This window comes from Lentzea aerocolonigenes (assembly GCF_000955955.1).
GTDB lineage: Bacteria > Actinomycetota > Actinomycetes > Mycobacteriales > Pseudonocardiaceae > Lentzea > Lentzea aerocolonigenes_A.
Genome location: NZ_JYJG01000099.1, coordinates 45,657 through 62,036, shown reverse-complemented (window position 1 = coordinate 62,036; position 16,380 = coordinate 45,657). Strand labels below are relative to the sequence as shown.

General features: G+C 69.2%; 20 protein-coding genes. 16 read left to right on the top strand and 4 right to left on the bottom strand.

The genetic code is table 11. The annotated features are described in order from the left end of the window. The first annotated feature begins 127 nt into the window (after window positions 1-127). Window positions 128-949, top strand: a complete 822-nt coding sequence (locus tag UK23_RS16335) for an alpha/beta fold hydrolase (protein ID WP_196777761.1) — start codon at window positions 128-130, stop codon at window positions 947-949. A gap of 326 nt (window positions 950-1,275) precedes the next feature. Here the strand turns inward: UK23_RS16335 and soxR are convergent, their stop codons facing one another. Further along, window positions 1,276-1,740, bottom strand: a complete 465-nt coding sequence (gene soxR, locus UK23_RS16330; protein ID WP_045312374.1) for a redox-sensitive transcriptional activator SoxR — start codon at window positions 1,738-1,740, stop codon at window positions 1,276-1,278. Window positions 1,741-1,795: 55 nt separating this feature from the next. Here soxR and UK23_RS16325 point away from each other — a divergent pair, with 55 nt between their 5' ends. The 6 genes from UK23_RS16325 (at window position 1,796) to priA (ending at window position 6,941) form a co-directional block, all read left to right on the top strand. Further along, the gene (locus tag UK23_RS16325) at window positions 1,796-2,458 is read left to right on the top strand and encodes a thiamine pyrophosphate-dependent enzyme (RefSeq protein ID WP_045312373.1); all 663 of its coding nucleotides are present in this window, start codon (window positions 1,796-1,798) and stop codon (window positions 2,456-2,458) included. Further along, a complete protein-coding gene (locus tag UK23_RS16320) occupies window positions 2,458-3,351 on the top strand; it encodes a transketolase family protein (RefSeq protein WP_156213148.1) in 894 nt (297 codons plus the stop codon). The genes UK23_RS16325 and UK23_RS16320 overlap by 1 nt, the downstream gene beginning before the upstream one ends. Window positions 3,352-3,537: 186 nt before the next feature. Next, window positions 3,538-4,353 (top strand): hypothetical protein, encoded by an 816-nt coding sequence (locus UK23_RS16315; RefSeq protein ID WP_156213147.1) that lies wholly within the window; start codon window positions 3,538-3,540, stop codon window positions 4,351-4,353. A 10-nt stretch (window positions 4,354-4,363) separates the two neighbouring features. Continuing rightward, the gene (hisH, locus tag UK23_RS16310; protein WP_045312387.1) at window positions 4,364-4,999 is read left to right on the top strand and encodes an imidazole glycerol phosphate synthase subunit HisH; all 636 of its coding nucleotides are present in this window, start codon (window positions 4,364-4,366) and stop codon (window positions 4,997-4,999) included. Next, window positions 4,996-6,213, top strand: coding sequence for a hypothetical protein (locus UK23_RS16305; RefSeq protein WP_045312371.1), 1,218 nt, complete (start codon window positions 4,996-4,998; stop codon window positions 6,211-6,213). The genes hisH and UK23_RS16305 overlap by 4 nt, the downstream gene beginning before the upstream one ends. Next, window positions 6,210-6,941: a bifunctional 1-(5-phosphoribosyl)-5-((5-phosphoribosylamino)methylideneamino)imidazole-4-carboxamide isomerase/phosphoribosylanthranilate isomerase PriA gene (gene priA, locus UK23_RS16300; protein ID WP_045312370.1), complete on the top strand. Its 732-nt coding sequence runs from the start codon at window positions 6,210-6,212 to the stop codon at window positions 6,939-6,941. Before UK23_RS16305 ends, priA begins: the two co-directional genes overlap by 4 nt. On the opposite strand, the gene UK23_RS16295 is transcribed toward priA, so the two are convergent. Together UK23_RS16295 and UK23_RS16290 are read right to left on the bottom strand one after the other, a co-directional pair. Beyond that, window positions 6,907-7,608, bottom strand: coding sequence for a Clp protease N-terminal domain-containing protein (locus tag UK23_RS16295; protein ID WP_045312369.1), 702 nt, complete (start codon window positions 7,606-7,608; stop codon window positions 6,907-6,909). The two genes, priA and UK23_RS16295, sit on opposite strands and share 35 nt — an antisense overlap. Window positions 7,609-7,935: 327 nt before the next feature. Continuing rightward, complete coding sequence (locus UK23_RS16290) at window positions 7,936-8,313, bottom strand: PPOX class F420-dependent oxidoreductase (RefSeq protein WP_045312368.1); 378 nt, start codon at window positions 8,311-8,313, stop codon at window positions 7,936-7,938. Between the two features lie 113 nt (window positions 8,314-8,426). Here UK23_RS16290 and UK23_RS16285 point away from each other — a divergent pair, with 113 nt between their 5' ends. From UK23_RS16285 to hisI, 6 genes are read left to right on the top strand one after another with little or no spacing between them, the layout of a single operon-like run. After that, on the top strand, window positions 8,427-8,624 hold the full coding sequence (locus UK23_RS16285) for a hypothetical protein (RefSeq protein ID WP_045312367.1): 198 nt from the start codon (window positions 8,427-8,429) through the stop codon (window positions 8,622-8,624). Further along, entirely contained in the window at window positions 8,611-9,144 is a 534-nt protein-coding gene (locus tag UK23_RS16280) for an RNA polymerase sigma factor (RefSeq protein ID WP_082114701.1), read from the top strand. Before UK23_RS16285 ends, UK23_RS16280 begins: the two co-directional genes overlap by 14 nt. Continuing rightward, a complete protein-coding gene (locus UK23_RS16275) occupies window positions 9,141-11,378 on the top strand; it encodes an EAL domain-containing protein (protein ID WP_231114517.1) in 2,238 nt (745 codons plus the stop codon). The genes UK23_RS16280 and UK23_RS16275 overlap by 4 nt, the downstream gene beginning before the upstream one ends. Before the next feature lie 24 nt (window positions 11,379-11,402). Continuing rightward, window positions 11,403-12,161, top strand: coding sequence for an imidazole glycerol phosphate synthase subunit HisF (hisF, locus tag UK23_RS16270; protein ID WP_045312365.1), 759 nt, complete (start codon window positions 11,403-11,405; stop codon window positions 12,159-12,161). Further along, entirely contained in the window at window positions 12,158-12,517 is a 360-nt protein-coding gene (locus tag UK23_RS16265) for a hypothetical protein (protein ID WP_045312364.1), read from the top strand. Before hisF ends, UK23_RS16265 begins: the two co-directional genes overlap by 4 nt. Then, complete coding sequence (gene hisI / locus UK23_RS16260; protein WP_045312363.1) at window positions 12,514-12,885, top strand: phosphoribosyl-AMP cyclohydrolase; 372 nt, start codon at window positions 12,514-12,516, stop codon at window positions 12,883-12,885. The genes UK23_RS16265 and hisI overlap by 4 nt, the downstream gene beginning before the upstream one ends. Here the strand turns inward: hisI and UK23_RS16255 are convergent. Beyond that, entirely contained in the window at window positions 12,861-13,472 is a 612-nt protein-coding gene (locus UK23_RS16255) for a TetR/AcrR family transcriptional regulator (protein ID WP_045312362.1), read from the bottom strand. The genes hisI and UK23_RS16255 overlap by 25 nt on opposite strands. A gap of 38 nt (window positions 13,473-13,510) precedes the next feature. Between UK23_RS16255 and UK23_RS16250 the strand changes: the two genes are divergently transcribed. The 3 genes from UK23_RS16250 to trpC all read left to right on the top strand — a co-directional run bounded on the left by UK23_RS16250 (window position 13,511) and on the right by trpC (window position 16,379). Further along, window positions 13,511-15,049, top strand: coding sequence for an anthranilate synthase component I (locus UK23_RS16250; RefSeq protein ID WP_045312361.1), 1,539 nt, complete (start codon window positions 13,511-13,513; stop codon window positions 15,047-15,049). Then, window positions 15,039-15,437, top strand: a complete 399-nt coding sequence (locus tag UK23_RS16245) for a Trp biosynthesis-associated membrane protein (RefSeq protein WP_082114700.1) — start codon at window positions 15,039-15,041, stop codon at window positions 15,435-15,437. Before UK23_RS16250 ends, UK23_RS16245 begins: the two co-directional genes overlap by 11 nt. Before the next feature lie 132 nt (window positions 15,438-15,569). Next, on the top strand, window positions 15,570-16,379 hold the full coding sequence (trpC, locus tag UK23_RS16240; RefSeq protein ID WP_045312359.1) for an indole-3-glycerol phosphate synthase TrpC: 810 nt from the start codon (window positions 15,570-15,572) through the stop codon (window positions 16,377-16,379). Window position 16,380: the final 1 nt, after the last annotated feature.

The following is a 16,380-nucleotide window of genomic DNA, read 5'->3' as shown; positions in this document are numbered from 1 at the left end:
GGCTGCGGACCCTTGGAATCAACCGTCTAGTAGGTGTCACAAAACCATGGTCATCTTCCTCCCGCAAAAATGCGGAACGCGCGGGGGCGGATGCGTACGGGGGGACAAGGTGTGGAGTGAACGAGTGGTGCCAGGCGAGCCTGAGATCTTCGTGGCCTGGCAGCAGGGTGTCGGCGACCGGACGCTGCTCGCGATCCACGGCGGCCCCGACTGGGACCACAGCTACCTGCGCGACCCGCTCGAACAGCTCGACTGCCGGCTGCTGATGCCGGACCTGCGCGGCTGCGGCAGGTCAGGCCGCGTGCCGGAGGAGGAGTACCACCCGGACGGCGTGATGCGCGACCTCGTGCGCGTGCTGGACGAGTTCGGCGTCGAGCGCGCGGACGTGCTGGGCCACTCGTACGGCGGCATGGTGGCACAGCGGTTCGCGATCACGCACCCGTCGCGCGTGCGCAGCCTGATCGTGTCGGGCAGCAGCGTGTTGCCGGTGCCGCCGGACGCCTTCGCCGGCTGGACCGAGCGGGACGAGATCCTGGCGCGCCAGGAAGACCCGTGGCAGCGCGAGGACCTCTCGCCCGAGGAATGCGTGCGGGCGGAGGCGTTCGCGGCCGTGCAAGCGAACATCTGGCGCCCCGAGGCCATCCCCGGCTACCTGCGGCGGCTGGAGGACGTACGGTTCGGTGCAGAGTGGGCGCGGCCGTTCCTGGCGGGGACCCTTGTCTCGCCGCGGCTTCCGGATGCGGCACAACGGATCGCGGAGCTCGGCATCCCGGTGCTCCTGCTGCACGGCAAGCAGGACATGACCTTCCCGGTCAGCCTGGTGGAACCGACGCTGAAACTGATCCCGCACGCCCGCGCCGCGGTGTTGGAGGAGGCGGGGCACATGGCGCACGTCGACGAACCCGACGGATATGTGGGCGCGGTACGGGAGTTTCTGGCGTCGAGCTGAGGAGTCTGAGGCCGCTTGGTCAAGCACGCCGCGCATGTCGCACGGTGCGGGAGAGTTGGCGCGGACTAGAGCCTGCCTAGGCCCGATCAGTCGAGGGCGACGCGTATGTGGAGTGGCGCGGGAGTCGGCGTGGGTTAGGGCGTGCCTGGGCCCGCTCAGGTTGAGCGCGACGCGCACGTGGGCCGTGCGGAAGTTCCCGGCTGGCTGCGGAGTTTCCGGCGAACTGGGGAGTTTCCGGCGGAACTGGACGAGATTCCGGTGAGCTGGACGAGATTCCAGGGGACTAGGCGAGATTCTGGCGAGCTGGGCGAGAACTGGGCTGCGGGTCAGGGGGTGCCGCCTTCCAGCGCCGGCTTGAGGCGGGGTGCGCCTGGGCCGTTGTCCGCCTGCTCGTCGTCGATGTTCTGCAGGGCGCAGCTGCGCAGGGAGAGGCAGCCGCAGCCGATGCAGCCGGTCAGGCGGTCGCGCAGGCGGAACAGGGCGTCGATCCGGGCGTCGAGCTCTGTCTTCCAGGCGCGGGAGAGGCGTTCCCAGTCGGACTTGGTGGGCGTGCGGTTGTCGGGGAGTTGGGCGAGGGCGTCGCGGACGTCTTCCAGGCTCAGGCCCACGCGTTGTGCGGTGCGGATGAAGGCCAGGCGGCGCAGGACCGAGCGCTGGTAGCGGCGCTGGTTGCCCGTGGTGCGGACGGAGGCGATCAGGCCCCTGTCCTCGTAGAAGCGCAGGGCGGTGTGGGGGACGCCGCTGCGGTCGGCGACCTGGCCGATGGTCAGCATTTCCGGCAACTTGCTCACCCGATCATGGTAGCCGCTTGACCTCCAGCATGGTCGAGGTTGAACAGTTGGTGGCATGCAACGGATACCAGAGCTGTTCGCGAGGATGACCGGGGACGAGAAGCACGAGTGGGCGGCGGCTTCCACGATCGACGTGCTCTGGGTCCTGTACGACAAGGTCCTGAACGTCACGCCGGCCACCGCCGACGACCCAGACCGCGACCGGTTCCTGCTCTCCAAGGGGCACGGGCCGATGGCCTACTACGCGGTGCTGGCGGAGAAGGGGTTCATCGACGAGTCCACTTTGGACGGTTGGACGACGTGGGACAGCCCGCTCGGCCAGCACCCCGACCGGATGCTGGTCAAGGGCGTCGAGATCAGCAGCGGCTCGCTCGGGCACGGGTTGCCGATCGCGGTGGGGACGGCGATCGGGCAGCGCGTCGGCAAGTCAAGAGGCCGGACGTTCGTGCTGGTCGGCGACGGTGAGCTGGACGAGGGCAGCAACCACGAGGCGATCGCGGTGGCGGCACGGCTGAACGTCGCGAACCTCACCGCGATCGTGATCGACAACCAGTCCGCGATGTACGGGTGGCCCGGCGGCATCGCCCGCAGGTTCGCCGTCGAGGGCTGGCAGACCGCCGAGGTCGACGGCCGCGACCACGAGGCCGTCTTCGCCGCACTGACCGCGCCGCACGACCGCCCGTACGCGGTCGTCGCCAAGATCGAGAAGAGCTACTGATGACCACGATGCGCCAGGCGTTCGTCAGGACCGTCAACGAGGAGATCGACCGCGACCCGCGGATCGCCGTGGTGACAGCGGTGATCTCGAGCAACGAGTTCCCGCAGGAGAACGAACGCGTCGTGGACGTCGGCATCCGCGAGCAGACGATGGTGGGCGTCGCGGGCGGGCTGGCGCTCGCCGGGTTGCGGCCGGTCGTGCACAGCTACGCGCCGTTTCTCGTTGAACGGCCGTACGAGCAGATCAAGCTCGACATCGGCCATCAGGAAGTCGGCGCGGTGTTCGTGAGCATCGGCGCGTCCTACGACGACCCGGCGTGGGGTCGCACGCACCAGTCGCCGGGCGACGTCGCGTTGTTCGACACGCTGCCCGGCTGGACGGTGCACGTACCCGGACACCCGGACGAGGTCACGCCGCTGCTCCGGCAGGCGCTGAAGGACGACAACCGGGTCTACGTCAGGCTTTCGCTGCACGAGAACACGCAGGCGTATCCGGTGGGTGAGGGATTCACCGCGCTGCGTCACGGAAAACGCGGCGTCGTGCTCGCCGTCGGGCCGATGCTCGACCGCGTGATGAAGGCGGTCGACTCGGAGAACGCCGACGTCACGGTGCTGTACGCGTCGACGATCCGACCGTTCGACTCGGACGGACTGCTCAAGGCGGTGCGGGACACCGACCACGCCGACGTCATGGTGGTGGAGCCGTACCTCGAGGGAACTTCAGCTCATCTGATTTCCGAAGCATTGCAACTAATCCCGCACCGTGTGCGTTGTATAGGCGTCAAACGACACGCAGAGCTCCGCAACTACGGCACGGCCGAGGATCATGACGCCGCGCACGACCTCGACGTGGTGGGGCTGGGGAGTGCTGTGCGGAGTTTCTTCAGGGGGTGAAGAAACATGTTCGCAGTCATGGGGGATGACTGGACCGGCGCGCCTTCTCGCGCCGTTTGAGGGTGAACCGGCGCACGGTCGGGCCGGACGCCCGGCCGTGCGCTCGTTCTGGGCTCTCGTTCCCGAACATGAACTTCTTGGCATGTCGTCCTCGGCCCGTACGGCCAAAGAGGAATGATGTTGCTCGTGAGAATGCTGATCTGGACCCCGTTGAACGCCGCCGAGCTGCAGAAGGCCATGCACAGCGGCAACGTGGGGCCCGCGGCGCTCGTCCCGGTGCAGTCCGGCACGGTGCTGCTGCCTCCGCCGGGCACCAGACTCGGCGAGGCCGCGTACATGACGAACCGGGTGCGCAAGATCGCGGGCAGTGGCGCCGCGCTCGCCGTGTGGAACGACGAGGCCGCGCTGCTCTACCTCTTCACCACGACGATCGGCCGCGCGTCCATGTGGGGCTCGCGCGAGGCGGTCCTGCGGTTGTCGGCGCAGGTGAAGCAGTCGGGTCCGGTCGGGCGGCTGTTCGACCGCTCCACGGCAGGTCTCGTGAACCTGCGCGAGAAGGAGAAGTGGCAGCTCGACGCCATCGACAAGCTCACCGCGCTCTACCCGGCCGCCAGCCGCAAGGGCCCGCTCGAACGCATCCGGGACTTCGAGAACGGCCGCCACGCGATCCCCGACTTCTTCCGCACGGCGGGGCTGCCCGAGGTCGCGCAGGTGGCCGAGCTCACTGAACAGGGCCGCGCGGACGGCGTCCTGCAGCCGTTGGAGCCGCCGCGCGCGCAGCTGTGGCCGTTGGCGCTGTTCCTGCCGTTGATCGTGTTGACGGCGTTGGCGACAGTGCTGCTCCACATCCCGACGGTCATCTACTACCTCGTAGGTGCGCTGCTGATCGTGTTGCTGACCGGTGCCCTGGTGATGCTGAGGCGGCGTCTCGTGCGGACGAAACCGATCAACACCGTGTTGCCGGTCATACCGGTGACGCAAGGTGCCGCGCCGACCGACTAACCTGGTGGTCGTGGCACGTGTCGTCGTACTTGACTATGGCTCCGGCAACCTGCGCTCGGCCGAGCGCGCGCTTCAGCGGGTCGGCGCCCATGTCGAGGTGACGGCGGACGCGAAGGCCGCGCGCGAGGCCGACGGCCTGGTCGTGCCCGGCGTCGGCGCGTACGCCGCGTGCATGGAGGGCCTGAACTCCGTGCGCGGTGCCCGGATCATCGGCGAGCGGCTCGCGGGCGGGCGGCCGGTGCTCGGCATCTGCGTGGGCATGCAGATCCTGTTCGAGCGCGGCATCGAGCACGGCGTGCTGACCGAGGGCTGCGGTGAGTGGCCCGGCACCGTCGAGCGGCTCGAGGCGCCGATCGTGCCGCACATGGGGTGGAACACGGTCCGTGCGCCCGAAGGCTCGCAGCTGTTCGCAGGGCTGGACAAGGACACGCGCTTCTACTTCGTGCACTCCTACGGTGTGCGCCGCTGGGAGCTGGAGCCGGCCGAGCACATCAGGCCGCCCCTGGTGACGTGGGCGGACCACGCGGGCGACGAGTTCGTCGCGGCCGTCGAGAACGGTCCGTTGTGGGCGACCCAGTTCCACCCGGAGAAATCTGGTGATGCCGGCGCACAGCTGCTGCGGAACTGGTTGACTACCTTGTCGTGATCACACGACTGTTGACGGCGGCCGCGCTGACGGCTGCCTCCGTTGCTGTGCCTGGGGGCGCACTCGCCGCACCGGCTCCGTTCCACGACAACTTCGACGGCGCCGTGCACGCGTCGCCGACACTGGGACTGAACGACAACCTGAAGCACCGGCAGGGGACCGGTGCCGTGACCTACACGCGCGTGTCCGCCGGCGGGTCGGTGGAGGTCAACGATCCCAAGCATCCGGGCACGCTGCTGATGCGCTCCGGCCCGACCGTGGTGCGGCTCGACGCGCCGTCCACCGGCACGGCGATCTCCGCGAAGCTGGTGCCGGCCGACTCGTCGACAGTGGTGCTCAGCCGCTCCGCCAACATCGCGGGTGACGTGACTGACCCGGCCGTCGACCTCGGATTCCTGTTGCGCGCCAACGGAAGCGTGCAGATCTACCAGGCCGGCCAGGTCGTGGCCACTCTGGACGGATTCGCGAAAGCCCGCTCGTACGACGTGACGCTGAAGTTCGGCAGCGCGCTCGACCTCACCGTGAACGGCAAGCGCAGGACGGTCAAGCTCGAGGTGCCGACGGAACGGCAGTGGGTCTACCTCGGACACTCCGGCACCGCCGCCGGGCTCGTCGACGACCTGACCATCGCACAGCTGAACTCCGACGACCTGCGCAAGCGGCCCGGTTCGACGCTGCGCTACTACGGCTACGTCGGCGCGTCGCCCTCGACGGTGCGCGGGCACAGCAACCTGAACCTCGTGGAGGTCGGGGCGGCGACCGCCGACGCCGGCCGCGTCGACGGTTTCGTGGCCGGTGACGCCGACACCGCGCGTCAGCTGAAGAAGCGCTTCCCCGGCAAGAAGGTCGTTCTCGTCGTGCCCGCCGCTCAGGTCGACGACGCGTTCCAGGCGCCGGCGGAGGTGGACGGGGTCGGTTTCCGCGCGCCGTGTGCCGGTTACGACGTGCTCGAGGCCACGATGGCCAAGCTGGAGGAACGCGTTCCCGCCAAGGACCTCTTCCTCCTGCCGGAGGCGTCACCGCAGGCCCCGTGCGCGGACCTGGGTGACCCGGATCTCGCCGGCACCCAGTACCTGTACCTGGCGTTGATCCAGCAGTACCCGAGGTACGTGGGCTTCCTGGCCGCGCCCGTTCCCGCGCAGTTCACGCGCACCGCGGACGCCCAGGAGCGCGTGGCCGCCCTCGTGCTGGGGGACGCTAGGCTGAGCGGGTGACGTTCACACTCCTCCCCGCTGTTGACGTGGCTGCCGGCTTGGCCGTTCGCCTCGTGCAGGGCGAAGCCGGTACCGAGACGAACTACGGCGAGCCGCTCGACGCGGCTCTGCAGTGGCAGCGCGACGGGGCGGAGTGGATCCATCTCGTCGACCTCGACGCGGCGTTCGGGCGCGGTTCGAACCGCGACCTGATCGCCCGCGTCGTGGGCGAGCTGGACGTGAAGGTGGAGCTGTCGGGCGGCATCCGCGACGACGCGTCGCTGGAGGCCGCGCTCGCCACCGGGTGTGCCCGCGTGAACCTGGGCACGGCCGCTCTGGAAGACCCGGAGTGGTGCGCGAAGGCGATCGCGGCGCACGGCGAGAAGATCGCCGTGGGCCTCGACGTCCGCATCACCGAGCAGGGCCACCGGGTGAAGGGCCGCGGCTGGACGTCGGACGGCGGCGACCTCTGGGAGGTCCTCGACCGGCTCGACCGCGACGGCTGCGCGCGTTACGTCGTGACGGACGTGTCGAAGGACGGCACGCTCACGGGCCCGAACCTGGAGCTGCTGAGCGAGGTCTGCGCCCGCACCGACGCTCCCGTCATCGCGTCCGGCGGTGTGTCCACCGTGGACGACCTGGTGGCGCTGGCGAAGCTGTCCCGCGACGGCGTGGAGGGCTCGATCATCGGCAAGGCCTTGTACGCCGGGGCTTTCACGCTCCCGGAAGCACTTGCTGCGGTCCGTTGACGACCTTTTCGATGTGAGCGGCCGCGGCCGCGTGCGTGACTCCGGTGGAGTGCAGCACGCCGGCCGCGGTCCCGTCGTTCTCCAGCAGCAGGCCGAGCAGGATGTGCTCGGTGCCGATGAACATGTGGCCCATGCGCAGGGCTTCGCGCACGGCCAGTTCCAGCGACTTCTTGCAGTGCGTCGAGTACGGCTGCTTCTCCGGGCGCTGCTTGGCCTCGTTGTCGAGCCGGTGCAGCGTCGCGATGCGGGTGCTGCCGTCGCCGGACTCCAGCTTCGCGATGGTCTTGGCCGCGAGCCCGGCCGACTCGTCCAGCAACCCCAGCAGCAGGTGCTCGGTGCCGATGCGCTCGCTGAACCGCGCGTGGTGCCTCGCGAGCGCGATGACCCGGCGTGAGCGCTGGGTGTAGCGCTCCATCGACGGCTTGGTGAGCTCCGGCGACTCCCTCGGCACGAACCGCTTCTGCGCGGCCTGCTTGGTGACGCCGAGGCTCTCGCCGATCTCGGCCCAGCTCGCGCCACCGCGGCGGGCCTCGTCGACGAAGTGGCCGATGAGGTGATCGCCGAGCTCGTTCAGCTGACCGCTCATCTCGACGGCCTTCGCGAGGCGCATCAGGGCGTCGTCGGCCTCCTGGGCGACGGTGACGATGAGGTCCGTCAACTGGATCATGCGTCAACTTTAGGTTGACGGCGTGGATGGGGTCAACCTCGGGTTGACGCTCAACGTTGACAGGTTGACGAGGTTGATCGCGTCAACGTCGCTGCGAGCAGTCCACGTTGAGTCAACATTGACGCGCCCGATCAACATTGACGCGCCCGATCAACGTTGACGGTGACAACGTTGTCATCGACCCCTGCCGGTATTGATCCACGTTGATTTGCGGTGTCGACGTAGAGCGTCAACGTTGAGTCAACATTGATCGGGCGGCGTCAATGTTGACGCTCGTGCTCAATGTTGATCGAGGGCGCTCAACGTTGACGGGAGTGTTGACGGGAATCAGGCGGGCGTGATGCGGATGCCCACCGAGCCGGTCCGCCCGCGGCGCAGCTTGCTGCCGAACACCGTCAACCACCCGATGACGCCGTACTTCCGCATGATCCGAGAGCGGATCTCGTCGCTGGCGTCCTGCTCCAGCAGCACCGCCCGCGCCTTGATCGACGGCCCCTTGGGGTTGCCGCGCACGTCGCACGGCCCGACCTCGACGTCCCCGTTGCGCCGGATCCGCTTGACCTTGCCGGTGTCGACGGCGCTCCAGGCGTAGATCGCGTCGTCGTTCTCGCCGGTCACCACCCAGACCGGGGTGGACACGGGGGTGCCGTCCTTGCGGAACGTCGTCAGCAGCAGGTACTGGCCGCGGCCCAGCTCGGTGATCATGGCGCCGCAGCCTAGCCCGGCCGGTGCGAATTTTGTTTTTCCGCGGACTTTGTAGACAACTGGACCGTCACCAGCGACCTCTCTCTTGAAGGCGCTTCGAAGGGACGGCACGGATGGGCAACGGCTGGATGTTGGCGCTCGGTCTGGTACCGGTCGTGCCCGTCCTCGTCCGCGAGCTCGTCGCGCTTCGCCGCTACCAGGTGCGGAGGAAGAGCATCGAGAACGTCGTGCGGCAGCTCGGCCCCGGAGGCCGCGTCGTGGACCAGGATCCTGGCGGTGCCGTCATCGAGGTGACCGTTGATAGATGGTGACTCAGCCACCTTCGGAGCGTTCTACGAGAGCACGGCGGCCCAGGTGACCGCCACCGTGTGCCGCATGACCAAAGGGGACCGGGATCTCGCCGCGGATGTCGTCCAGGAGGCCTACCTGGCGATGTTCGGGTGCTGGCCGGCACGAGAACGCCTGCACCGGGAGGACAACCGCAGGTACGTGGTGGGCATCGCCGCCAACAAGGTCTGCGACGTCTACCGGCGCCGGCAGAAGCACGTCGAGCTGGACGACGAGCCGGACGTCCACTCGTTCGAGGATGACCTGGTCAGCAGGCTCGACGAGGTCGCAGCACTCGCCGCGGTCAGAGAGCTGATAGAGCGGCAACCACCTCGGCGGCGTGTGGTCGTCGCCATGTACTTCATCGAGGGGATCGAGTACGCGGACATCGCGAAGGCCGTGGACATCACCGAGTCGACGGTCCGGACGCAGGTGGAGCGGTTCTTCAAGCAGCTGAAGCCGCTGGCGGACAGGTTCACCGATCCGCGAGGAGGCGAGCGATGACCGATCGGCACCACGACGCCGCCCGTGACCTGGTCCGGCGCGCCCACGAGGCAGACCCGCAGCACGTCGGGCTTGACACCGCGGCCGGCCTGGCGGCACTCGTCGGACGGACCCGGAGTTCCGCGGAGGCCGAGATCAGGCTGCTCCGCACCGCGGGTGGCGTCCGGTCCATCGCCGCCCACCAGACTCACGGCACTGCGGCAGCGGCACTCGACCACCAGGCACCGCACGACGGCGGCTCACGCTCCGCGCTCGTGCAGGCGTGGGCACGCCGGATGAGTGATGCGGACTTCATCCCGTTGAGCGGCAACGACCTCGTCGAGGAGCTGAAAGCGATGCTCGACGAGCTGTGCGACGTACTGCACGAGTCGAGGTTCGCGGTTGAGCCGGTCGAACGGATCGGCGAGCACCTCGCCGCGCTGAGTGTGGCTCCACATGGTCTGAGGCAGACGACCGAGGTGCTTGGCCAGGGCTTGCCGGTGTTGCCCGAGTTCCAGCCGGCGGGCCAGTACACGGGACGGATCGCGCAGGCGCTCGGCGCGCTCGGCAACGGGTTCGCCACGGCGAGCAGGCAGATCGTGCTCGAGCAGCAGGAGGCCGTGCAGCGTTCGTTGCTCAAGGCGGTGCGCAGCGCCAACTGGCAGCTCAAGGAGGCCGAATCCCGGTTCGACGAGGTGGTCGCGTCGTCGGGGAGCGGGATTCTGATCCTCGGCGTGGACGGGGAGGTGGTGCACGCCAACGACGCCACCGTCGACATCCTCGGTCGCACGATGGGAGAACTGGTCGAGTTCCTCGGCGAGGTGTTGACCCCGCTGCGTGACGGCACGTCCGACCAGATGCGGCAGACGCGCCAGGTGGTGCGCGGGGACGATGACGTGGCAACGGTTTCGCTGACCGCTTCGGTGCTGCGCGGTGAGAACTCCGAGCCCACCAGCTACCTCGTCATGATCGAGGACAACACCGAGCTCGTACTGCTCCAGCGCGCGCTCGCCCGGCAACAGTCGCATGACAGCCTCACCGGCCTGCCGAACCGCGAGCAGTTCCGCGTCAGCCTGGAATCGATGTTGCGACAGGCTGATCCGAGGCGAGGCATCACGCTCATCCACCTCGGCCTCGACTCGTTCGACCTGATGCGCAGCCTCGGCACGCGGGTCGCGGACAGTTTGGTGGTCCACGTCGCCGCACGGCTGCGAGCGGTCGTGGAGCGCTGGAACGCGACGGTGGCGCGGTTCGACGGCGGCGAGTTCGGGGTTCTCGTGCGGAACTCCCAGGAGATGCCGGACATCCCCGCGCTCATGGAGGAAATCAACACAGAGCTTGCCGAACCGGTCTACGTGGACGGCCACGGCCTCGCGGTGTCGGCGAGCGCGGGGGTCGTCCACCGGCCGTCGCACGACATGGACGCCGACGGGTTGTTGCTCGCCGCGGCGCTGACGTTGCACCGGGCCAGGACGGGCAGACGCGGCCAGTGGGAGATGTTCCAACCGGGTTCGGGGGTGGACGAGCTGCGCGACTACGCGTTGGCCGCCGTCATGCCGGGCGCGTGGGAGAGCGGCGAGATCAGCGTGCGCTACCGGCCGGTGCGGCACCTGGAACGCGACGTCGTGACGGCCGTCGAGGCGGAGCTGTGCTGGGACGTCGCCGGACTGCCACAACCGCTGCCGCACGCGAGGTGCGTGGAGCTGGCCGAGCAGACCGGGCTCATCCTGCCGCTGGGTGAGTGGCTGCTGCGGACCGCGGGCGAGGAAGCGCGGTCGTGGCGGCGGTTCGACCTGCGGCTGTCGGTGCGGTTGTCCGCGTACCAGGCGACCGACGCGGATCTCGTCGGCCGGATCGGGCGGGTGATGAACGCGACCGGTGTCGAGGGGCATCGGTTGATGCTCGGAATACCCGCGAGCGCTCTGCCGATCGGGGACGCGACGGACAACCTCGCCGCGTTGGCGGACATGGGTGTCTACACCGTGCTCGACGACTTCGGGCGGGGATCGCTGGACCTGGCCGCCGTGCAGGACCTGCCGGTGAGCTGCGTGCGAGTGGCGTCGAGCCGGGCGTCGCACGCGCTGGCGCTTCTTCCGCTGGTGCGGGAGGCGGGGGTGGCCGTCGCGGTCGACGGGATCGACTCGGCTGAGGAAGCCGGGTGGTGGCGCTCGAAGGGGGCCGAGTTCGGGGTGGGCGGCTTCATCGGCGCGGCGAGCACGCCGCCTGAGCTGGAGAGGCAGCTCGAACTCCGGTGAGCGGCGGCTTGTAGGCTTTCTCGCATGTCAGTGGCTGTGCGCGTCATCCCCTGTCTCGACGTCGACCGGGGCCGGGTGGTGAAGGGCGTCAACTTCACCAACCTCGTCGACGCGGGCGACCCCGTCGAGCTGGCCAGGGCGTACGACGCCGAGGGTGCCGACGAGCTGACGTTCCTCGACGTGACGGCCAGCAGTGGCGACCGCGAGACGACGTTCGACGTGGTCCGGCGCACGGCCGAGCAGGTGTTCATCCCGCTCACGGTCGGTGGCGGCGTGCGCAGTCCCGAGGACGTGAACAAGCTGCTGCGCGCGGGTGCGGACAAGGTCAGCCTCAACACGGCGGCGATCGCGCGTCCGGAGCTGCTCAAGGAGTGCTCGGAGCGGTACGGGGCGCAGTGCATCGTGCTGTCGGTCGACGCGCGGCGCGTGCCCGGCGGCACCGGCTTCGAGGTCACCACGCACGGCGGGCGCAAGGGCACCGGCATCGACGCCGTCGAGTGGGCGGCGCGTGGTCAGGAGCTGGGCGTCGGCGAGATCCTGCTGAACTCGATGGACGCCGACGGCACCAAGGCCGGGTTCGACCTGGAGCTGATCGAGCTGGTGCGCCGCGAGGTCGACGTGCCGCTGATCGCGAGCGGTGGTGCCGGCGCGATCGAGCACTTCCCGCCGGCCGTCGCGTCCGGCGCGGACGCCGTGCTCGCGGCCAGCGTGTTCCACTTCGGACAGTTGCGCATCGGCGAGGTCAAGGACGGCCTGCGCCAGGCGGGTGTCGTGGTGCGATGACGCCGGTCGAGGTGCGGGTGGCCTCGACGGTCGCGCTGGGCGGGGCAGCGGTGTTCTTCGTGGTCGGCCTCGTCCTGTGGCGCGCGACCGGGGACACGGATGTGCTGAAGCTGCCGTCTTTCGTCGCTCTCGTCGAACTGCCCGTGGCGGCGGCTTTGTTGCTGCGGCTGCGGTTCATGCACTACCCGGCGATGGTGGTGTTCATCCTCGTCGCCCTGCTGCACCTGGTGATCGTGCTGGCCGACGGCCCGTCGTGGGCCCGCGTCGCGTCCGGCGTGCTGTCCGCGGTGCACATCTACGGAGTGGTCCTGCTCAACACCGGACCCGCTCGTGAACACCTGGGAGGACCCCGTTGAGCAGCCCGCTCGATCCCGCCGTCTCCGCCCGGCTCAAGCGCACGCCGGACGGCCTGATCTGCGCGGTCGCCCAGCAGCGCGACACCCGTGAGGTGCTCATGGTCGCGTGGATGGACGACGAGGCGCTGCACCGCACTCTCACCACGCGCCGTGCCACCTACTACTCGCGCAGCCGCCAGCAGCTGTGGGTGAAGGGCGAGACGTCCGGCCACACCCAGTACGTGCACGAGGTGCGGCTCGACTGCGACGGCGACACCCTGCTGCTGATCGTCGACCAGGTGGGCGCCGCGTGCCACACGGGTGACCGCACGTGCTTCGACGCGACGGTGCTGCTCGCGGACGGTCAGTCCAGCGAGCCCGTCAGGTAGCGCTGCAGATTCGGGCCGATCGCCTTGACCACGGTCTCGACGTCCACCGACGCCAGCGGTTCGAAGTGGACGACGTACCGGACGATCCCGAGCCCGACCATCTGCGTCGCGCACAACGTGGCGCGCAGCTCGCGTTGCTCGGCGCCGATCTCGGTGAGCAGGTTCTTGAAGATCGCGTTGACGAAGAACGACTTCAGCGCGTTCGCCACCTCCTGCTGGCTGGTGACGCTGCGGATCAGGGCGGCGAACGTGCCGCCGCCGGTCGCGTCCCACACGCCCACGAAGGTGCGGATGATGCGTTCGCCCGCCTCCTCGACCGGGCCGTCCACCAGGCGTTTGAGGATCTCGGCCGGGTCGAAGGGCAGTTGCAGGACGGACTGGGCGAAGAGGCCTTCCTTGCCGCCGAACCAGTGGTTGACCATGGCGGCGTCGACGCCGGCGCGGGCGGCGATCGCGCGGACCGTGGCGCCGTCGTAGCCCTTCTCGACGAACGTCTCGCGCGCGGCGGCGATGAGTGCGGCCCTGGTGTCCTCGCCCGCGGCGCGGCGGCCTCGCCGTTTCTGGTTCACTTGCTCCACGAGGGTCATAGTTCAACAGATGTTGAATTTATGCAACAATTACGCCCATGGTGAGCGTCATCGGGGCTGTGGCCGCCGCTGGTCTTGGGGCCGTGAGTCCAACGCGTGAGGAGTTCCGCGAGCTGGCGGTCAACCGCCGGGTGATTCCGGTGGTGCGCAGGTTGCTGGCCGACGCGGAGACGCCGGTCGGCCTCTACCGCAAGCTGGCCGCTGACCGGCCTGGCACGTTCCTGTTCGAGTCGGCCGAGAACGGGCGCTCGTGGTCGCGATGGTCGTTCATCGGCGTGAGGTCGTCCGCGGCGCTCACGGCGACCGGTGGCGAGGCCTACTGGACGGGCACGCGGCCCGTCGGGCTGCCGGACGGGGGCGACCCGCTGCAGGCCCTGCGCGAGACCATCGAGGTCCTGCGCACTGACCCGTTGCCCGGCATGCCCCCGCTGACCGGCGGCATGGTCGGCTACATCGGCTACGACGCGGTGCGGCGGCTGGAGCGGCTGCCGGTCATCGCCGAGGACGACCTGCAGATCCCCGAGCTGGTCATGTTGCTGGCGACCGACCTCGCCGCTTTCGACCACCACGAGGGCACGGTCACGCTCATCGCCAACGCGATCAACTGGGACGACTCGCCGGAACGCGTGGACGCCGCCTACGAGGACGCGGTGCGCAGGCTCGACGAGATGACGACGGAGCTGCACACGCCCGCGCCGCCGACCGCCGCCGTGTTCAGCAGGCCGAGGCCCGAGTTCCGGCGCCGGCGTTCGCAGGCCGAGCACTTCGCGGCCGTCGAGAAGGCCAAGGAGGCCATCCGGGCTGGCGAGGCGTTCCAGGTCGTCGTGTCGCAGCGGTTCGAGATCGAGACGGACGCGGACGCGCTCGACATCTACCGGGTGCTGCGCGCGACCAACCCCAGCCCGTACATGTACCTGCTGCGCCTCGACGGGTTCGACATCGTGGGTTCCAGCCCCGAGTCGCTGGTCACGGTGCGCGACGGCAAGGCGACCACGCACCCCATCGCGGGCACCCGCTGGCGCAGTGAGGACCCGGAAGAGGACGCGCTGCTGGAGAAGGACCTCCTCGCCGACCACAAGGAACGCGCCGAGCACCTGATGCTGGTCGACCTCGGCCGCAACGACCTGGGGCGCGTCTGCAAGCCGGGTTCGGTGCACGTCGTCGACTTCTTCAAGGTCGAGCGGTACAGCCACGTCATGCACATCGTGTCGACCGTGACCGGTGAGCTGGCCGAGGGCAAGACGGCCTACGACGCGGTCGCGGCCTGCTTCCCGGCCGGCACGCTGTCCGGTGCGCCGAAGCCGCGCGCGATGGAGCTCATCGAGGAGCTGGAACCCACCCGTCGTGGCCTCTACGGCGGCGTTGTGGGCTATTTCGACTTCGCCGGGGACGCGGACACCGCCATCGCCATCAGGACCGCTCTCGTGCGCGGCGGGGTGGCCTACGTGCAGGCCGGTGGCGGCATCGTGGCGGACTCGGACCCGCTGGCCGAGGACAACGAGTGCCTCAACAAGGCGGGCGCGGTGCTGGCCGCGATCGCCACGGCCCAGACGATGCGGCCCGCCGTTGAAAGCTAGTCCACTGTGGATCGCCGCACTCCTGCTCGTGGGTGCGGCGGGTGCCTTCTGGGGTGCGGGTTCCGTGCCGCTGGCGCTGCTGTGCCTCGCGTCGGTCGCGGCGGCCGTCGCGCTCAGCGGCGTGCCGCGCCGGATTCTCGGCGTGTTGCTCGTCGTCGTGGGCGTCGCCGCGGCGTTCAACGGTCACTGGCTCGCGATCGCGGGCGGCGTGCTCGTGGTCGTCTCCGGGGTGCTTCAGGTAGCGCTCGGGGCTCGGATGCCGAAGATCGGGGTGGGCGGGCAGAAGACCCGCGAGCACGACCCCGAGACCGACATGTGGCGCGCTCTGGAGCGTGGAGATGATCCGACCGACGATAAGGCCCCCGGCGGACCTTCCTCGAACGAGTGAAGATCAATCATCCGCATTCACGCATGTGACACGTGCACAGCCTCGGCTAGCTGCGTCGACACTGAACCCCCGGTGGCTGGGGCGTTACTCCGCCGGGGTTAGCATCCCCGTAGCGGGAAGGGGAGCAAGACTGTGACGGTTCTCGAGTCGATCCTCGAAGGTGTGCGTGAGGATCTCGCCGCTCGCGAGGCTCAGTTGTCCTTCAACGACGTCAAGGAGCGCGCGGCCAAGGCAGCCCCGCCGCTCGACGTGATGTCGGTGCTGCGAGGCCCCAACGTGGGTGTCATCGCCGAGGTGAAGCGCCGCAGCCCCTCCAAGGGCGCGCTGGCGGAGATCCCGGAGCCAGCCGAGCTGGCGGCCGCCTACGAGGCTGGTGGCGCGTCGGTCATCAGCGTGCTCACGGAGCAGCGGCGGTTCGGCGGGTCGCTCGCCGACTTCGACGCGGTGCGCAGGACGGTGAAGATCCCCATGCTGCGCAAGGACTTCGTCGTGTCGCCCTACCAGGTGCACGAAGCCCGCATGCACGGCGCGGACCTGGTGCTGCTGATCGTGGCGGCGCTGGAGCAGAACGCGCTGGTGTCGCTGCTCGACAGGGTGGAGTCCCTCGGGATGACGGCGCTCGTCGAGGTGCACACCGCCGAGGAGGCCGACCGCGCTCTCGAAGCCGGGTCGTCCGTCATCGGGGTGAACGCGCGCAACCTCCACACGCTGGAGGTGGACAAGGACGTGTTCGGCAGGATCGCTCCCGGACTGCCCTTCGAGACGGTCAAGATCGCCGAGTCGGGCGTGACCGGGCCGGGCGATCTGATGGCCTACGCCGGAGCGGGCGCCGACGCGGTGCTCGTCGGCGAAAGCCTGGTGACCAGCGGCGACCCCAAGGCCGCCGTGAACAAGCTCGTGACCGCTGGTTCGCACCCCGCGTGCCCGCGGCCCAGCCGGTAGA